General features: G+C 73.7%; 5 protein-coding genes. All 5 read right to left on the bottom strand.

Features of this window, described 5'->3' with window-relative positions; all coding sequences use genetic code 11:
* Positions 1-4: 4 nt before the first annotated feature.
* Genes D457_RS0107085 through D457_RS32025 form a run of 5 tightly spaced genes read right to left on the bottom strand, consistent with a single transcriptional unit; the run spans position 5 to position 16,899 of the window.
* On the bottom strand, positions 5-757 hold the full coding sequence (locus D457_RS0107085; RefSeq protein WP_017579951.1) for a thioesterase II family protein: 753 nt from the start codon (positions 755-757) through the stop codon (positions 5-7).
* Positions 754-1,893: a Gfo/Idh/MocA family oxidoreductase gene (locus tag D457_RS0107080; RefSeq protein WP_017579950.1), complete on the bottom strand. Its 1,140-nt coding sequence runs from the start codon at positions 1,891-1,893 to the stop codon at positions 754-756. The genes D457_RS0107085 and D457_RS0107080 overlap by 4 nt, the downstream gene beginning before the upstream one ends.
* Complete coding sequence (locus D457_RS0107075) at positions 1,890-3,035, bottom strand: saccharopine dehydrogenase NADP-binding domain-containing protein (RefSeq protein WP_017579949.1); 1,146 nt, start codon at positions 3,033-3,035, stop codon at positions 1,890-1,892. The genes D457_RS0107080 and D457_RS0107075 overlap by 4 nt, the downstream gene beginning before the upstream one ends.
* Positions 3,032-8,563 carry a non-ribosomal peptide synthetase gene (locus D457_RS0107070; protein WP_017579948.1) on the bottom strand — a complete coding sequence of 1,844 codons (5,532 nt, stop codon included), beginning with the start codon at positions 8,561-8,563 and terminating at the stop codon, positions 3,032-3,034. The genes D457_RS0107075 and D457_RS0107070 overlap by 4 nt, the downstream gene beginning before the upstream one ends.
* A complete protein-coding gene (locus D457_RS32025) occupies positions 8,560-16,899 on the bottom strand; it encodes a non-ribosomal peptide synthetase (protein WP_017579947.1) in 8,340 nt (2,779 codons plus the stop codon). Before D457_RS32025 ends, D457_RS0107070 begins: the two co-directional genes overlap by 4 nt.
* Between the last annotated feature and the right edge of the window lie 146 nt (positions 16,900-17,045).

Here is a 17,045-nt window from a genome sequence, read left to right as displayed (position 1 = left end):
GGGGTCATCGGATCGGCCGCCCCAGGGCGTCGGCCACGATGCCGGTGACGGCGGCGCGGTGCTCGACGAGGTAGAAGTGGTCGCCGGGAAGCTCCACGGTGCACCCCTCTCCCCGGGTGCGGTGGGCCCAGTCGCGGGCCTGGGCCGTGGTCAGTTCGGTGTCCTTGTCGCCGACCAGGGCGGTGATCGGGCAGTCGAGCGGGGCGGCCCGGCGCGGCGCGTAGGTCTCGATCAGCTTGTAGTCGTTGCCCATGGCCGGCAGGACGATCGCGGCGAGCTCGCGGTCCTCCAGCAGCGCGGCGCTGTCGGGGTTGAGCCGGACGATCTCCTCGGCCATCGCCTGTTCGCCGCGGGTGTGCAGGTCCCCATGGCGGTGGTGCTCGGGCGGCTGGCGGCCCGAGACGAACAGGTGCTCGGGCTGCGCGAAGCCCAGGTCGCGCAGGCGCAGGGCGGTCTCGTAGGCGACCGCGCCGCCCATGCTGTGGCCGAAGAGGGCGTAGGGGCGCGCGGTCAGCGGCGCGATCTCGGTGGTGACGCGGTCGACGGTGGTGTCCATGCGGTCCACGAGGGGTTCGGTGAGGCGGTCCTCGCGGCCGGGGTACTGCACCGCGTGCACCTCGACCCCGGGGCCGAGGAGGTCGGGCCAGGCCCGGTAGGCGCTCGCCGAGCCGCCCGCGTGGGGGAAGCACACCAGGGTGAGCGCGGCCGAGGGGCGGGGCCGGTGGCAGCGCAGCCACCGGTCGGTACGGGGGCTCATACCCGGCTCCCTTCCGGTGCCGTCTGCGCGGCCCGCTCCGCGAACAGGTCGGGCAGGGGCACCGGTTCGGGGGTCGGCGGGTCCAGGAGCACGGGCGGGCCGATCCGGCCGGAGACGTCGTGCCAGACGTCGGTCACGGTCAGCGCCCACTGGTCGGCCGCCGCGGCGCGGACGGGGTCGTCGGCGTCGGCGCGCAGCTCACCCAGGGCGGTGCGCACCGCGCCGGGCCATTCCTGGTCGAACACGTCGTGGTAGGCGGGCCCGGAGGCGGGACCCAGCGGTTCGGTGCTGGGCACGGCGAGGCGCTCGGTGCCGGGGCCGGCCATGATGAGCCGACCGGTGCCGTCGCGTTCGCTGTGCATGCGCGGGCTCCACAGCACGGGCCCGTGGGTGTCGGCCAGGGTGAGCACGCCGCCCTCGAAAGCGACGGAGAGCCGGTGCAGGAGCAGGGCGTGGTTGTCGGGGTCGGAGGGGGCGATCTGGTTCTGCACCCGCAGGGACACCGGTGTGCCGCCGACGACCCCGTGCAGGTGGGTGTAGGGGGCAGCGGTGTCGGACAGCGCCTCCAGGTCCGCCGGGACGGGGTCGGGATCGGCGAACCGCCAGGGCCGGAACCCGCCGAGGGCGCGGCCCATGACGTCGATCAGGGGGTAGAGGACCTGGCCTCCGGCTGCGGCGTCGACGAACAGGGGCCGCTGCCTCTCGCGGAGCAGGCGGGCCGCGTCAAGGAAGCGGCGGACGGCCGCCAGGTGCGGGTAGAAGGCGTTGACCCGAAAGCGTGCCTTGGACTCGTGGGAGGCACGCAGGCACGCGACCAGCTCCTCGGGGTGGAGCAGGTGTTCCTGAAGGACGTGGACGCCCCGGCCGAGGAGGCGCCGGGAGAGTTCGGAGCCCGCGCCGCCCGCCACCGAGGCGCGGACGACCACGCAGGCGATGTCGGTGTCGTCGGGCAGTTCGTCCACGTCGGTGTAGGAGGGGACCCCGTAGGAGTCGGCCAGGTCGCGGGAGGCCGCGCTGCCGCGGGACAGGATTCCGGACAGTTCGAGGTCGGGTGCCTCGTGCACCGCCTGGAGGTAGACACGGCCGAAGGATGTGCCGCACACGACGGTCCTGGGGCGGTCGGGTTGGGTGGTCAAAGGCTTCCTTCCTCGATCGGGAGGGCGTGGTCGCCGCCGTCGTGGTCGTGGACGTCCAGCAGGGGCAGGGTGCCCAGCCGCCGGGCGCCGTGCAGGGTCGGTCCCGGGTCGAGGACCTCGTCGGCGAAGTGGAGGCCCGGCGGCACCGCTCCGTCGAGCACGGACCGCGCAGCCAGGACGGCCGTGGCGGCGGTCAGGCGGAAGCTGCTCGGAGTGCGCAGCACCGCCGTGCGGGTGACCTCGGGCGTGGTGAGGGTGAAGGCCATGAGGTAGTAGGGGTTGTTGTGCCCGAGGTCGAGCTCCCCGGCGGCCCGGACCTGTTCCACCGCCGCGGCCAGGGCTGCGGGGTCCCTGGAGACGTGTCCGCGCAGGCGTCCCAGCGCGGGCCGCAACTGGGGGCCGGTGAAGACGTTGAACCACTCCAGGGAGGCCAGGCCTGCCGACCGTGCCAGCCGTTCGCAGTCCGCGGTGAGGTAAGGCATCACCGTGACCCGCCCCGGGAAGTAGGGGACCTCGGTGTCCTCCTCCGCCGACAGGGCGCGCGGGACGCGGCGCCCGCCGCGCCAGGCGGCCAGGGCCTCGCCGTACCAGTGGTCGCCTCCGGTGCCGTCGGCGCCGTCCACCGAGAGCACCAGGTCGCCGGCCGCGGCGGGGCTGAACCGTTCGATACCCCCGGCGTACACGCGCAGCCGGGCCCCGGACAGGTCGTCGCCGCCCAGGTGGGCGGGGACGAGGTTGGCCAGGCCGGGGAGCATCCCGGCGGACAGGACGGCGACGCGTCCCCCTTCGAGGAGGTCGGTCCCGCCGAGAAGGCGGTGGGCGGGTCCGTCGCCGGACACGTCGACGTAGTCGGCGCCCGCGCCGAGCGCGGCCCGCGCCACCCGGTCCAGCAGGAGGTAGGAGGGGCCCGCGCAGTTGAGCACCAGGCGGGCGCCCTCGCAGAAAGCGGCGAGCGAGGCCGGGTCGTCGGCGTCGGCCGGGACCGCTCGGGCCCCGGTCTCCGCGGCGACCAGCCGGAGCCGTTCGGGGTCGCGCGCCCCGGCGCGCAGGTCGGTGACCCCCAGCCGGCGGAGCAGGTCCAGTGCGGCCCGGCCCACGATTCCGGTGGCGCCCAGCACCGCGACGGTGCCCGGGCCGGTCACTGGCCGCCTCCGGGCACGGACGCACCGGCCAGGCGGGCGCCCAGGTCGGGCGCGTGCTCGGCCGACACGCATCCGAAGTGGTCGCCGGGGATGTCGTGGACGGTCGGTCCGCCCACGCAGACGCCCTGCCAGAACGCGGCGACGTCGGCGCGGGTCCCGGGGAGCAGGGTGGAGGACTCGCTGTTGCGCAGCAGCGTCACCCGCCCGGCGTAGGGGGCGGGGCGGTGCCGCGACACCGCGTGCATGCTCTGGCGGAACACGCCGAAGTAGCGGGTGAACTCCTCCAGGGAGTGGCGGCCGGAGTTGTAGGCCCCTCCCCCGGTGGCGGCGCGGTGCAGAGCCGACAGGCGCTCGTCCGAATCACGGCTCTCGTGGGCGCGGAAGGCGGCGCCCACGGCCTCGTGGGGGCCGTCCAGGGCGGCCAGAGCCCCGGCCGGTATCCGGTCGGGTGTGCGCTCCAGTACGGAGCGAATAGCGGCGGCGCACCGGTCGGCGTCGGCAGGCAGTCCGGCCGCGGCCAGGTCCGCACCCACGGACAGGGCGAAGACGTACTCGACCATCGACTCGTCGTGGACGGCGGGCGGCTGGTAGGAGCTGATGACGGTCAGGTCCTCGACGGTGGCGCCCGCCTCGGTGAGGCCACGCGCGACCTCGGCGGCCAGGAGCCCGCCGACGCAGTAACCGGCGATGCGGAACCGGTCTCCGGTGCGCAGCAGCTCCCGGGTGTAGTCGGCTGCGAGCCGGTCGACGACCGTTTCGGGGGGCAGGTCCAGGTAGCGGTCCATGTCCTCGATCTCCAGCCCGATCAGGTCGCCCGGGTACAGCGACCGCAGGTGCGGCAGGAGCGGGCTGTAGGGCTGGAGGGTGCCGGTGCCGCCGTGCACGAGCACCAGGGGTGCCGCCGCCGCGCCATCGGCGCGCGCGGTGCGCGGAGTGAGGCGGATCAGGGGTGACGGTGCTTCCCGTGGGGCGCCCGGTACGGTGCCCCGGGTCGCACGCAGGTGGTCGGCAAGGCCCCGGATGGTGGCGTCGCGCAGCATCTGGCGCAGCAGCTCCTGCCACTCCAGCGCCGCGGCCTCCGGTTCGCGTTCCCTGAGTCGGCCCACCATGCGCGAGAGCAGGAGGGAGTCCCCGCCCAGGGAGTAAAAGTCCTGGTCGCGCCCGACCCGCTCGGCCCCGAGCATCTCGGACCACAGGTCCGCGATGCGCTGTTCCAGGTCGTCGGCGGGTTCCTCAACCTCCTCGGGCTCGCCCGCGCCGTCGCGGTCGGGTAGCCAGCCGGCCAGCGCGGCCCGGTCGGTCTTGCCGTTGGCCGAGCGAGGCAGGGCGTCGACCAGTTCCAGGTGGGCGGGCACCATGTGTGCGGGAACCTGTTCTGACAGGTGGGCCGCGAGGTCCTCGGTGGTGGTGAGGTGGCGGTCGGTGTTGAAACGCGCCACGAAGACCCCCTGGCCGGAGGAGGACAGGGCGTGGTCGGCAGGCGGCAGGCACACCGCCTCGTCCGCGCCCGCCTCCGTGAGCAGCCCCATCCACTGGTCCCGGGTGAGGAACGCCTGGTCGGTGTCCTGACGCAGGTCGGTGAAGCGGGTGAGCTCGCTGAAGAACTCGAACTCCATGGACACCAGCAACGGGTAGTTGTGCTGCTTGGTGGGTTCCAGGAAAACCAGCCACCCGCCGGGGGCCAGGACCTCGCGCAGGCGGGCGAGCACCTCCCCCGCGTTCCGGGAGTTGTGCAGCACGTTGGCGCACAGGATGACGTCGGCGCTGTTGGGAGGGGTGCCCTGGGAGCGCGCGTCGGCGTTGATGTCGAAACGGCCGTAGCGGACCCAGGGGTAGGCGGCGAAGGCGGTGCGCGCCTCGCCGAGGAAGAACTCCGACAGGTCGGTGAACCGGTAGTCGGGTTCGAACTCGGCGAGCGCGGGGATCAACTCGGTGCTCGTGCCGCCGATACCCGCCCCGACCTCCAGGACGCGCAGCCGCCGGTTCCCCTGCTGCCCGGCGATGGCCCGGACGCTGTCGATGACGATCCGGTGCACACTGTGCCCGACGAGGTTGTCGCGGTAGACCGCGCCCGCCGCACCGACGCGGCCGTCGGGGAACAGCAGCTCACGTACGTCCAGGGTGCCCCGGACGAGCTCGTCCAGCCGGTCGGCGCACGTGCGGATGTAGTCCAGGGTCTCCTTGCCGTAACCCACCTGCTCGTTCAGGTCGAAGACCCGCTCCCAGGCGCGTTCGACGGCCGGCGCGTCGGCGTCCACGAGCCCGCGGTAGCGGCCGGTGGCCTCGTCGAGGGAAACGGCGCCCGCGTGCACGAGCGCCCCCATCCACCTGCGCAGCAGCCCGCTCTGGGAGGCCGCGACGCCGGTGGCCTCGGCGATGGCGGGAATGTCGTGTCCGGCCTCCGGGTCGGTGAAGAGACCGTCAGCGCGCAGCCGTGCGGCCATCGCAGTGACGGCGACCTCGTCGACCGCGCGCATCAGGGCGGTGAAGTCGTCACTGTCGATCTCGGCCTCCACCCGGTCGGCCGCCGCTCGCGCGGCGGACAGGACGGGGGCGGTGTCGGGAAGACCGCAGGCGCCCGGCGCGCTCACCAGAGCCTCGGCGAAGCCCGCCAGGCGGGCGGCTCCGCGATCGCCGTCGGCCAGCACCGCGGCGTCGGCGACCGCGGGGTGTGCGCGCAGTGCGGCCTCGATCTCACCGAGCTCCACGCGGTGGCCGCGGATCTTGACCTGGGTGTCCTCTCGGCCGAGGAACTCGATGCTGCCGTCGGAGCGGTAGCGGCCCAGGTCTCCGGTGCGGTACAGGCGCTGCCCGGTGACGGGATGGGTGATGAAGCGCTCGGCGGTGCGCCGCTCGTCGCCGAGGTAGCCCTCGGCCAGGCCGGTTCCGCCGATGTGGAGTTCGCCGGGTACAAGCTCGGGGCGGTCCTGGAGAGTGTCGTCGAGGACGTGGAAGGTCTGGTTCTCCAGCGGGGTGCCGTAGGGGATGCTGCGCCAGGCCGGGTCGACCTGACCGATCGGGTGCCAGATGGACCAGATGGCGGCCTCGGTCGCCCCTCCGAGGCTGACGATCCGGAGTCCGGGCAGGTGGGCGCGGACACGGTCGGGCAGGTCGACGGGGATCCAGTCGCCGGAGAGCAGGGCCAGCCGCAGCGAGGACGCGTCGGCGTCCGGGGCGGTGTCCAGGTAGTCCTGAAGCATCTGGAGCTGGGCCGGAACGGTGTTCCACAGGGTGATCCGGTGTTCCCGGACCAGGTGCGCCCAGTGGGAGGGGTCACCCCGTCGGTCGGGGTCGGGCAGGACGAGGGTGCCGCCCGCGCTGAGGACGCCGAAGACGTCCCACACCGACAGGTCGAAGCCGAGTTCAGCGATGCCGCACACGCGGTCGCCGGGGCCGACTCCGAAGCGGCGGTTGACGTCGTCGACGGTGTTGGCGGCGGCCCGGTGGCTGATCACTACGCCCTTGGGCGAGCCGGTGGAGCCGGAGGTGTAGATGACGTAGGCGGGGTCGCCCGGATCCGTGCCCGGGGCGGGCACCTCGGTGAGAGTGTCCGGGGCGGCGGGTGTCCGCCCCGGCGCGGTGTCGGCGCGTACGGAGCACACACCGGCGGGCAGGTCACGGTCGGCCTCGTCCGCCTCCCGTGTCAGGGCCAGGCGTACCCCGGCGTCGCCCAGGACCCGGTCGCGCCGGGCGGTGGGCCAGGCCGAGTCGCAAGGCAGGTAGACGCCCCCGGTGAGCAGGATCGCGAGCACGGCGACGACCTGGTCGGGGCTCTTTTCCATCACGACGGCGACCCGCTCGCCCGGAACGCATCCGGCCTCGCGCAGCAGCCCGGCGGTGGTGGTGGCGCGCGCGGCCAGTTCCGCGAAGGTGAGCACGCCGGCGCCGGCGACCACGGCGGGCGCGCCGGGGTCGGTCTCCGCACGGGCCAGGACCGGCGTGTGCAGCAGCCGCTCGACCCGTTCGGCGCGGGTGTCGTTGGCACGTCGGCGGCGGTCGCGCTGTGCTGCGGGCAGCGCGACGGGGTAACGCGCCCGCCACGCCTCGTCCCCAGTGGCCAGCCGCGCCACGAGGTCGGCGAAGGCCCCGAAGGCGGCCTCGGCCAGGCCCTGCTCGAACACGCCCCGGCGTACGTCCCAGCCGAGTAGGAGTCCGCCCTCGTGTTCGGTCACCTGGCAGTCGAGCCAGACCTGCGGTGTCTGCGTGAGGCCGCGCAGGATCCGGCCCAGGGGGCGTTCGGCCTCCGCGCCCGCGTCCATCCCGAGTGTGCTGGTGAACACCACCGGCATGAGCGCGGGCGAGCCCTGGCGGCGGGTCAGCTCGGACAACACGTCCACGCCGGTGAACAACCGGTGGTCGAGGTCGTCGAAGAGGCGGTCGGAGATCAGGCGGACCCGGTCGGTGAAGGTGTCCGCCTTGTCCAGGTCGACGGCGAGCAGGTTCACGGAGGTGAAGTCGCCGATCAGGGAGTTGACCCGCTCGTGCAGCGGCAAGCGGTTGAACAGCGGGAGGTTGAGGGTGAACCGCCGGTGGCGGCTCCACCGGCCGACGGTCTCGGCGTAGGCTCCGAGCACCGCGGCGGAGGGGGTCACGCCGTGGGCGGCGGCCCGCTCGCGCAACCCCGCCAAGTCGGTTTCGGACAGGTGGCGGTGGAGGCGGTCGAAGCGCACGGGCCCGGTCGGGGCGAGGCCGTCGGCGGTGGGCAGGTCCGGTGCGGACGGCAGCTCGTCCAACCGCGCCATCCAGTAGTCGCGGTCGCGTTCGTGGTGCGGGCCGCCGCGCGCGCCCTGCTCGGCGAGCACGTAGTCGCGGAAGGTGGGGTCCTGCTCGCCGGGGGCGGCGCGCCCGGTGTCCGCACCGCGTACGAGGGCGTCAAGCTCGGCCAGGAGTGTGCGCAGGCTGGCGGCGTCGATGACCAGGAGCTCCACCGCCAGGTGCAGGACGGCGTCGTCGTCGGTGCGGGTGACGCGCAGGGCGAACAGCGGCCACTGGTCGGTCTCGCCCAGGCGGCCGGTGAGTTGGTCGCGCTGGGCGTCCAGGTGCTCCCGGACCCGTTCAGGCGTGGCACCGCGCAGGTCGCTCACCGGGACGTCGTAGTCGGGGACTTCGGGCAGGACACGCTGGTGGCCGTCGCCGTGCACGACGGCGCGCAGCATGTCGTGGCGGCGCACGAGCACGCGCCAGGCGTCGGCGAGGCGCCCGGGGTCGATCCCGGGGAAGGCGATCTCCAGGTAGCTGACGCAGGCCACGCCGCCGTAGGCGTAAGCCTGGTGGCGTCCGAGCAGGTAGGAGGACTGCACCTGGGTGAGGGGGAAGGGGTCGTGGCGGTGCTCGGGGTCCGGGACCAGGGAGCCCTCCAGCGGGTCCCGGGCCAGGTACTCCAGGAGGGCCGCCTTGTGCTGGGTGAGCTGGTCCCGCCGCTCCTCGGTGAGCACGCCCCTGGGCGCGCGGAAGCGCAGTGTGCCCTCGTCGGCCCACAGGCGTACGCCCAGCTGCTGGAGTTCTCCTACCAGTGCGCTGACGTTCACAGTGCCCCTTCCTCGGCGTCGGCCGAGTTCCGTTGGTGGTCGATCTCCTCGGCCATGGCCGCGACCGTGGGGTCGGCGAAGAACGCGCGCAGCCGGAGCGTGGTTCCGAAGGCGCGGTCGGCCTGCTGGATCAGGCGAGTGGCCGCCAGCGAGTCCCCGCCGAGGGTGAAAAAGTTGTCGGTGCGGCCGGCCGGTGCGCGGCCCAGGACCTGGCCCCACACGTCGGCGAGCGCGTGTTCGGTCTCGGTCCGGGGCGGTTCGGCCGGCCGTGGCGGCTGCGCTGGTCCGGCGCGTTCGACGAGCTGGGCCCGGTCGACCTTGCCGTTGTCGGTCAATGGGAGGTCGGCCACGGGCACGATGTCGGGAACGGCGTGGGCCGGGAGCCGGTCGGCGAGGAAGCCGGGCAGTTCGGCCAGCACCGTCGCGCCCGCGGGTCCGTCCGGCTGGACGAACGCGACCAGGCGCTTGGAGTCGCGGTCGCCGACCGCGACGCACACCGCCCTGGCCACGGCCGGGTGCGCGGCCGCGGCGGCCTCGATCTCGCCGAGCTCCACGCGGTGGCCGCGGATCTTGACCTGGCCGTCCTGGCGTCCGAGGAACTCCAGGGTCCCGTCCGGCCAGTACCGGCCCAGGTCTCCGGTCCGGTACCAGCGCAGGCCGTCGTGTTCGACGAATCTGGCCGCGGTCAGCTCCGGGTCGCCGCGGTAACCGCGGGCCACGCCGGTGCCGCCGATCCACAACTCACCGGTCACCCAGTCGGGACGGTCACAGCCCTGGCCGTCGGTGACACGGAAACGCTGGTTGCGCAGCGGGTGTCCGTAGGGGACGGAGGTCCACTCCGGGGCAAGGTCAGCGGTGTCGAAGGCGTTGGACCAAATGGAGGCCTCCGTGGCGCCGCCCAGGGCGATGAGGCGGCAGTGTCCGGAGGTGGCCTCGGCCAGGCGTCCGGGTAGGTCCACGCCGACCCAGTCGCCGGAGACGAGGGCGAGCCGCAGTGCCTTCGGCAAGCCGGGGCCGCTCTCGGCGGCGGTCAGGAGCATGTCGAGCACGGCGGGGACCGAGTTCCAGACCGTCACGCCGTGGCGGTGCGCCAGCTCCAGCCATCGTTGCGGGTCACGGCGGTCCTCCTCTTCGATCAGGGCGACGCCGCCGCCTGCGGAGAGCAGGCCAAAGACGTCGAAGACGGACAGGTCGAAGTCGGCGGCCGACACCGCGAGCACACGGTCCCGGCCGGTCACGCCGTAGCGGGAGAGGACGTCGTCGAGGGTGTTGACGGCGCTCTCGTGGGTGATTTCCACTCCCTTGGGCTCACCGGTGGAGCCGGACGTGAAGATGACGTAGGCCAGGGCGTCGGGCCGTGTCGGCACGGGTGCGTCCAGGGGCCGGCACCGCTCGGCGTCGGCGACGTCGACGGGGGTGGGGGCGGAGCCGCCACCGTCCCCGCCGCCCGGTTCCGCGGTGCCGTCGTGCAGTAGGACGGCGGCATCCGCGGTGGCCAGTATGCGTTTCCTCCGCACGGACGGCTGGTCCACGGCGACGGGCACGTAGGCCCCTCCCGCGGCGAGGACGCCGAGCAGGGCGGCGACCTGGGCCGGGCCCTTGGGCAGGCTCACCGCGACCGGGTCACCCGGGCGCACCCCGTGGTCGGCGAGCAGGGCCGCGATCCGCAGGGTCCAGCGCGCCAGCTCCCCGTAGGCCATCGCCCCGTCCTCACCCCACAGCAGGGCGGGGCGGTCGGGGTCGCGTTCGGCCTGGTCGAAGAAGCCGCCGTGCAGCAGGCCGGAGTGCACGGTGCGCGGGTCGGGTCCGGCGGTGTCGTTGACCCGCGCGCGGACGGCCCGCTGGGGTTCGGGGAGCCCTTCGGGGGCTGGCGCGTCCCAGTCGGCGTCGGCCAGCTCCGCCAGGAGGCGGTGGTAGGCCTCCAGCATGGCCTCGACCGTCCCTTCCGGGAACAGCTCGTCCACCGAGTCCCAGCTCAGCAGCAGCCCGTCGGGCAGCTCGATCACCTGGTGGTCGAGCCACACCTGCGGGGTCTGCGACCGGGTCAGATCGGGCCAGCGCACGGAGCGCGCCAGGTCGTCGTCCACACCGAGCATGCTGGTGAACACGACCGGGACGGGCTCGGCCGGACCGGCGTTCTCCTTGGCGAGTTCACGCAGGACCCGTACCGCGGAGACGTCCTGGTGGTCGAGGTCGCGCCAGACCTGTTCCTGGAGCCTGCGGGCGCGGCCGAGACGGCTCTCGCCCTGCTCGGGGCGGTCGGCGACCAGGAGCAGCGAGGTGAAGTCGCCGACGACGCGGTCGATGTCGGGGTGCACGTCGCGCCGGTCGAACAGGGTGAGGTTCACCGTCAGGTCGCGCTCGGCGCTCCACCGTCCCAGCACCTCCGTGTAGCAGGCCAGCAGCACCACGCTGGGGGTGAGCCCGTGTTCGCGGGCCTTCTCCCGGACCGCCTTCCAGGTGCGGGAGTCCAGGCGCGCCTCACGGCGGGTGAACCGGGGTCGGCCCACGCTCTCGGGTGTCGTGCGCAGCGGGAGCCGGGGGCCGGGCGGCAGTTGCGCCATGCGTCCCCGCCAATAGGCCAGGGCCCCCTCCAGTGCCTCGGGGGTGGGCGCCGCGCTGAGGACGTAGTCGCGGAAGGAGACGCCGACGGGGGGCAGTTCGACGTCGGGGTCCTCGTAGAGCCGGTGCCACTCGGAGAACAGCACCAGGATGCTCAGCCCGTCGGTGACGAGGTTGTCGAAGGCCACGGCCACGTGGGCGCGGCCGTCCGCCGCACGGACCACCCGGATGTCGAACAGGGGCCAGGCGGCGGCGTCGATGGCGTGCCCGCACATCCGCTCCCGGACGTCCTCCAGGGCGGCGTCGAGGTCGTCCCCGGCGTCGGTGACGGGGATGCGGTACTCGGGGACCTCGGGCAGGATCCGCTGGGTGCCGTCGGGTGAGACGACGGCGCGCAGCATCTCATGCCGGGCGATCAGCTGATTCCACGCTCGTTCCAGCCGGTCGGTGTCCAGGCCGTCCCACTCGTACTCGTTGTAGAGCTGGGCGCCGATCCCGCCGAGCGCGAAGTCCTCGGACCGGCCGAGCCAGTAGGCGGCCTGCACGTCGGTGAGGGGGAAGGGCTCGTGCCGCCGCTCGGGGTCGGCGCGCAGGACGGGGCCGTGGTCGGCCTCTCCGCGGGTGACGGTGGCGGCGAACCCGCCCAGGGTCGGGTCGATGAACAGCCGGGCCAGTTCGGCGCCCTCCAGCCCCTCGGCCCGCATCCTGCTCATGAGGCGGGTCGCGAGGATGCTGTCGCCGCCCAGGGCGAAGAAGCCGTCGTCGCGGCCCACGCCCTCCACTCCCAGCAGGTCCGCCCAGATCCGGGCGACGGAGTGCTCGACCGGAGTCAGGGCGTCGGGATCGCCGGTTCGCTCCGCGGGAGCCGCGGGCCGCGGGGCCGGGACGGTGCGTGCGGCCTCGTGGGCCTCGTCGCGCAGCTCGCGCCAGGAGGGCGGCAGCGCGGGCACGGGCGCCGACCAGTCGGTGTCGGCGTCGGCCAGGCGCTCGACCAGGGCGACGTAGTCGTCGAACATCGCGTCGAGCACCCCCTCGGGGAAGAGCTGGTCCACGGCGTCCCAGTCGACGGTGACTCCGCCGCCAGCGGACGCCACCTTGTTGTCCAGCCAGACCTGGGGCGTCTGGGTGAGGCCGTAGACCTGGTCGGGGAAGTCCTCCGACAGGTCGAGGGACACCTCGTCGTCGCCGACGCCCAGGACGCTGGTGAACACCACGGGCATGGCGGCGGAGGCAGCGCCGGAACGCCGGGCCAGTTCGCGCAGGATCCACACACCCGAGGCCTCGCGGTGGGACAGGTCCTGGGCTTGGCGCTCCTGCAGGCGCCGGGCGGTGTCGGCGAAGCCCTCCCCCGGCTCGGAGCCGTGGCCCACGAGCAGTAGCGAGGCGAAGTCGCCGACGACGCGGTCGATGTCGGGGTGCACGTCGCGCCGGTCGAACAGGGTGAGGTTCACCGTCAGGTCGCGCTCGGCGCTCCAGCGCGCCAGCACCTCCGTGTAGCAGGCCAGCAGCACCACGCTGGGGGTGAGCCCGTGTTCGCGGGCCCGGTTCCTGAGCGCCTCCCAGCGATCGGTGTCGACGCGGTGGTGCAGACGGGTGAACACGGGTGCGTGGACGCTGGCGGGGTCCTTGGCCAGGGGCAGGCCGGGCGCGGGCGGCAGCTCGCCGACGCGTTCGCGCCAGTACGCCTCGGCGCGTTCGCGGCGGGCGGGGTCGGGTTCGGCCTGGAGCACGTAGTCGCGGAAGGACAAGCCGATCGGGGGCAGCTCCGCGTCCGGGTCGCGGTGGAGGCGGTCCCACTCCGAGTACAGGACCATGATGCTGCGGCCGTCCATGACGATGCTGTCCAGCCCGACCAGGAGCCGGGTACGGTGCTGTCGGCCGAGCTTGTAGCGCACCGCACGGATGTCGAAGAGCGGCCAGGCCGAGGTGTCGGCGACGTGGTGCGAACGGGACTGGCGCGCCCGGTGCAGGGCAGTCTCTGGCCGGTCGCCCGCCTCGGTGACGGCGATGCGGTACTCGGGGACCTCGGGCAGGATGCGCTGGGTGCCGTCGGGGCCGATGACCGCGCGCAGCATCTCGTGCCGGTTCACGAGGCGGTTCCACGCCCGTTCCAGGCGGTCGGTGTCCACGTCCTCCCCGTCGAATTCCAGGTAGAAGTGCGATCCGACACCGCCGAGGGGGAGCCGCTCGTCGCGGCCGATCCAGAAGGCGCGCTGCACGTCGGTGAGGGGGAAGGGCTCATGCCGCCGCTCCGTGTCGGCGTGGAGCTCGGGGCGGGCCTCGGCGGTGCCGGGGGCCAGGAGTGCGGCGAAGTCCTTCAGGACAGGCCGGCGGAAGAGGTCGACGAGCTCGGCTCCCGTCAGTCCGGCCTCGCCGAGCCGGCGCATCAGGCGGGTGGCGAGCAGGCTGTCACCGCCCAGGACGAAGAAGCCGTCGTCGCGGCCCACGCGCGGCGCGTCCAGGAGGTCGCGCCACAGGCGGGCCAGGGCGTGCTCGATCGCTCCGACGGGCTCCTCGAACGCGTCACCGCCACCGCCCCGTTCCTGGAGCACCCGGCTGAGGGCCTTGCGGTCGGTCTTGCCGTTGGAGGTGATGGGGAAGGCGTCCAGCACGACGAGGTGCTCGGGCACCATGTAGCCCGGGACCCGCTCGGCCAGCCAGGCGCGCAGTTCGGCCGGTTCGGTGGCCTCGTCCGCGACCACGGCCGCGGCCAGCTGGCGCGAGGCGTGCTCGACGACGGTGGCGATCGCCCGGTCCACCCGGGGGTGCTGGGCGAGCAGCGACTCGATCTCGCCGAGTTCGATGCGGTGGCCGCGGATCTTGACCTGGTGGTCGGCGCGGCCGAGGAACTCGATCGTCCCGTCGGGCCGGTAGCGGGCCATGTCGCCGGTGCGGTACCAGCGCTGGCCGTCGTACTCGACGAACTTCTCGGCGGTGCGCTCCGGGTCGCCCCGGTAGCCGTGGGCCAGTCCCCGTCCGCCGACCCACAGTTCGCCGGGCACCCAGTCGGGGCGGTCCCGTCCGGTGGAGTCGGCCACGCGGCAGGTGACGCCGGGCAGGGGCCGCCCGTAGGGGACCGCGCGCCAGTCGGGGTCGACCTCGCCGACCTCGCACACGGTGGCGTGGATGGCGGCCTCGGTCATCCCTCCCAGTCCCGCGAAGCGGCAGCCGGGGGCGAGTGCGCGCAGACGCGACGGCAGGTCCACGGTCACCCAGTCGCCGCCGAGCATGACCAGACGCAGGGTGTCGCCCAAGCCGTCCTCGGCCCCGGCGACGATGAGCATGTCGAGCAGGGCGGGAACGCAGCTCAGGACGGTGACGTCCCAGTGGCGGACGAGTCCGGCCCAGGCCGCGGCGTCCCTGCGCTGGGCCTGGTCGGGGACCACGACGCCGCCGCCGCAGGCGAGGAAGGCGAACAGGTCGTAGGCGGACAGGTCGAAGTCGAGCGCCGACAGCGCGATCGTGCGGTCGTCGGGGCCCACGTCGAAGAGCGCTTGGACGCCGTCGACGGTGTTGGCGACCGCCCGGTGCGGGACCGCCACGCCCTTGGGAACGCCCGTGGAGCCGGACGTGAAGATCACGTACATGACGGACTCGGGGTCGGCGGGGAGCGGGTCCGGCAGCGGTTCGTGGTCCGCGGAGTCGGCCACGGTCACCGCCGACAGGCCCTCGGGCCCCTCCCCGGCGGCGGTCGCCTCGTCGGTGACGACGAGCGCGGCTCCGGCCGCGCGGTGGACCTGGGCACGGCGGGCGGGCGGTACCTCCACGCCCGAGGGCACGTAGGCGGCCCCGGTGGCGAGGATGCCGAGCACGGCGACGGCCTGGTCCGGGCTCTTGGGCAGGGTGACGCCGACGCTGTCGCCCGGGCCGACCCCGCGCTCGCGCAGGAGACAGGCCAGGCGGCGGGCGCGCAGTGAGAGCTCACCGTAGGTCATCGAGCCGTCGAAGTCCCACATCAGGGCGGTGCGGCCCGGTTCGGCCCGGGCCAGGGCGAAGAACCGCTCGTGCAGGGGCACGGCCCGGGCGGCGGCGGCAGGAGCCGGAGCGGACTCGGTCACGGGCGCGGGTTCGGCGGTGGCGCCGGGACCGGCGGCCCCCACCAGGGCGCGGGCGCGGCTCTGGCCCGCGGTCAGCTCGACCGGCACCTGCTCGGTCCAGGCGTCGTCGGTGGTCAGGAGGCGGTCCATCAACGCGGTGAACGCGTCGAACATGGCGTCCAGCAGGCCGGGCGGGAAGACGGAGTCACGTGCGTCCCAGTTGACCAGGACGCCTCCGTTGAACTCGGTGACCTGGGCGTCCAGCCACACTTGGGGCCCCTGGGAGATGATCCAGGACGGCTCCCCGAAGACGCGCCGCACCTGCGGGCTGAACAGGTCGCCCAGGTCGAGCGCGCTGGTGTAGACGACGGGGGCGAGCACGCGTTCTCCCCCCGCGGCGCGGCTCATGTCCCGCAGGACCTCCACGCCGGTGTACTCGGCGTGGCTCGACGCCTCCCGCAGCCGGTCCTGGAGGCCGTGGGCGCGCTCGGCGAAGGAGGCGGGCGCGGACAGGTCGACGTCGAGCATGACGGAGCTGGAGAAGTCGCCGATCAGGCGGTCGACGTCCTCGTGCAGCGGTTCGCGGTCGAAGACCGGCAGGTTGAGGATGAAGCGGTCGGTGGCGCTCCAGGCGCCGACGATCTCGGCGAAGGCGGTGGCCAGAGCGATGGAGGGGGTGAGTCCCCGGGCGCGGGCACGCCCGCGCAGAGTCTGCTTCTCCTCGGGGGTGAGCAGTCGGTGGCGCCGGGTGACCGTGGGCGTGCTCCCCCGGTCGGAGCGCACGGGGAGCTCGGGTGCGCCGGGCAGGTCGTCGAGGCGGTCGAGCCACCACTGCCTGGCCTCCTCCCGGCGCTCGTGCCGGACCTGGGCGCGGTCGGCGAGGTAGTGGGGGTAGCCGTAGGAGATCTCGGGGAGGGGCTGCTCGGAGAGCTCGTAGTGGTGCAGGAGGTCGGCGAGCAGGGTGCGCAGGCTGAAGGCGTCCGCGGCGACCATGTCGAGGTTGACGTGCAGGCGGGTGGCGCCGGATCCCAGGAGGGTGAGCTGGACGTCGAAGACCTCCCCGGCGCCGATGTCCATGATCCGGTGGGACAGGCCGGAGCGGATCTCCGCCAAGCGCGCGTCGGTCTCGTCGTCGGACAGGCCGCGCAGGTCGTGGACGGTCAGGCCGGGCCAGTGGCCCTCCTCGGTGATGCGCTGGGTGCCGTCGGCGCCGATCACCACCCGGAGCATGCCGTGTCTGCGGACCAGGTGCCGGACGGCCCCCTCCAGGCGCCGGGGGTCTACGCCGTCGGGACCGGGGGCGTCGAGCTCGGTGTACAGGTGCGCGGCCACGCCGCCGAGGTCCTGGGCCGGGTCACGGCCGACCCAGAAGGCGTGCTGCATGACGGCCAGAGGGAAGGGGGCGTCGGGGTCGACGTCCGCCGAGGGCCGGGGGCCGGTGGGGCCGGCCTGCTCAGAGCCCTGCCGGGCGAGGGCCCACCACGCGGCCGGTGTGGGGGCCTCGGCGAGGTCACGGTAGCCGACGCGGACGCCGTAGCGCCGCATGAGGGCGGCCATGCGGATGACGAAGATCGAGTCCATGCCGAGGGTCAGCAGGTCGGTGTCGTCACCGACCTCCTCGCTGGGCAGTCCGGTCAGTTCGCAGATCTGGGCCCGCATGTCGGCGACGGTGGCGGGCGGAGTACCGCCCGGGCCGTTGAGGCTGTCGGAGCGGGGGAAGGCGAGCTGATCGGGCATCACACCACCTTGTATTGAAAATGATTATCATTTTGCATCCTAAGGATAAAGTCACGGGATGGTCAAGGGGGAACCAGGGAATTTCGGGACGAACAACACGAAGCGGCGGCGCCGGGAGTCGCCCCAGACACCGCCGCAGACCAGTC

Source organism: Nocardiopsis valliformis DSM 45023 (assembly GCF_000340985.1).
Taxonomy (GTDB): Bacteria; Actinomycetota; Actinomycetes; order Streptosporangiales; family Streptosporangiaceae; genus Nocardiopsis; species Nocardiopsis exhalans.
Note: the sequence above shows the minus strand (reverse complement) of the source record. Positions and strands in the feature narration are given on the sequence as shown.

Excerpts from the sequence above, each read along its gene's own strand:
- D457_RS32025 (WP_017579947.1), bottom strand. The coding sequence starts at position 16,899 with ATGCCCGATCAGCTCGCCTTCCCCCGCTCCGACAGCCTCAACGGCCCG.
- D457_RS0107085 (WP_017579951.1), bottom strand. The coding sequence starts at position 757 with ATGAGCCCCCGTACCGACCGGTGGCTGCGCTGCCACCGGCCCCGCCCC.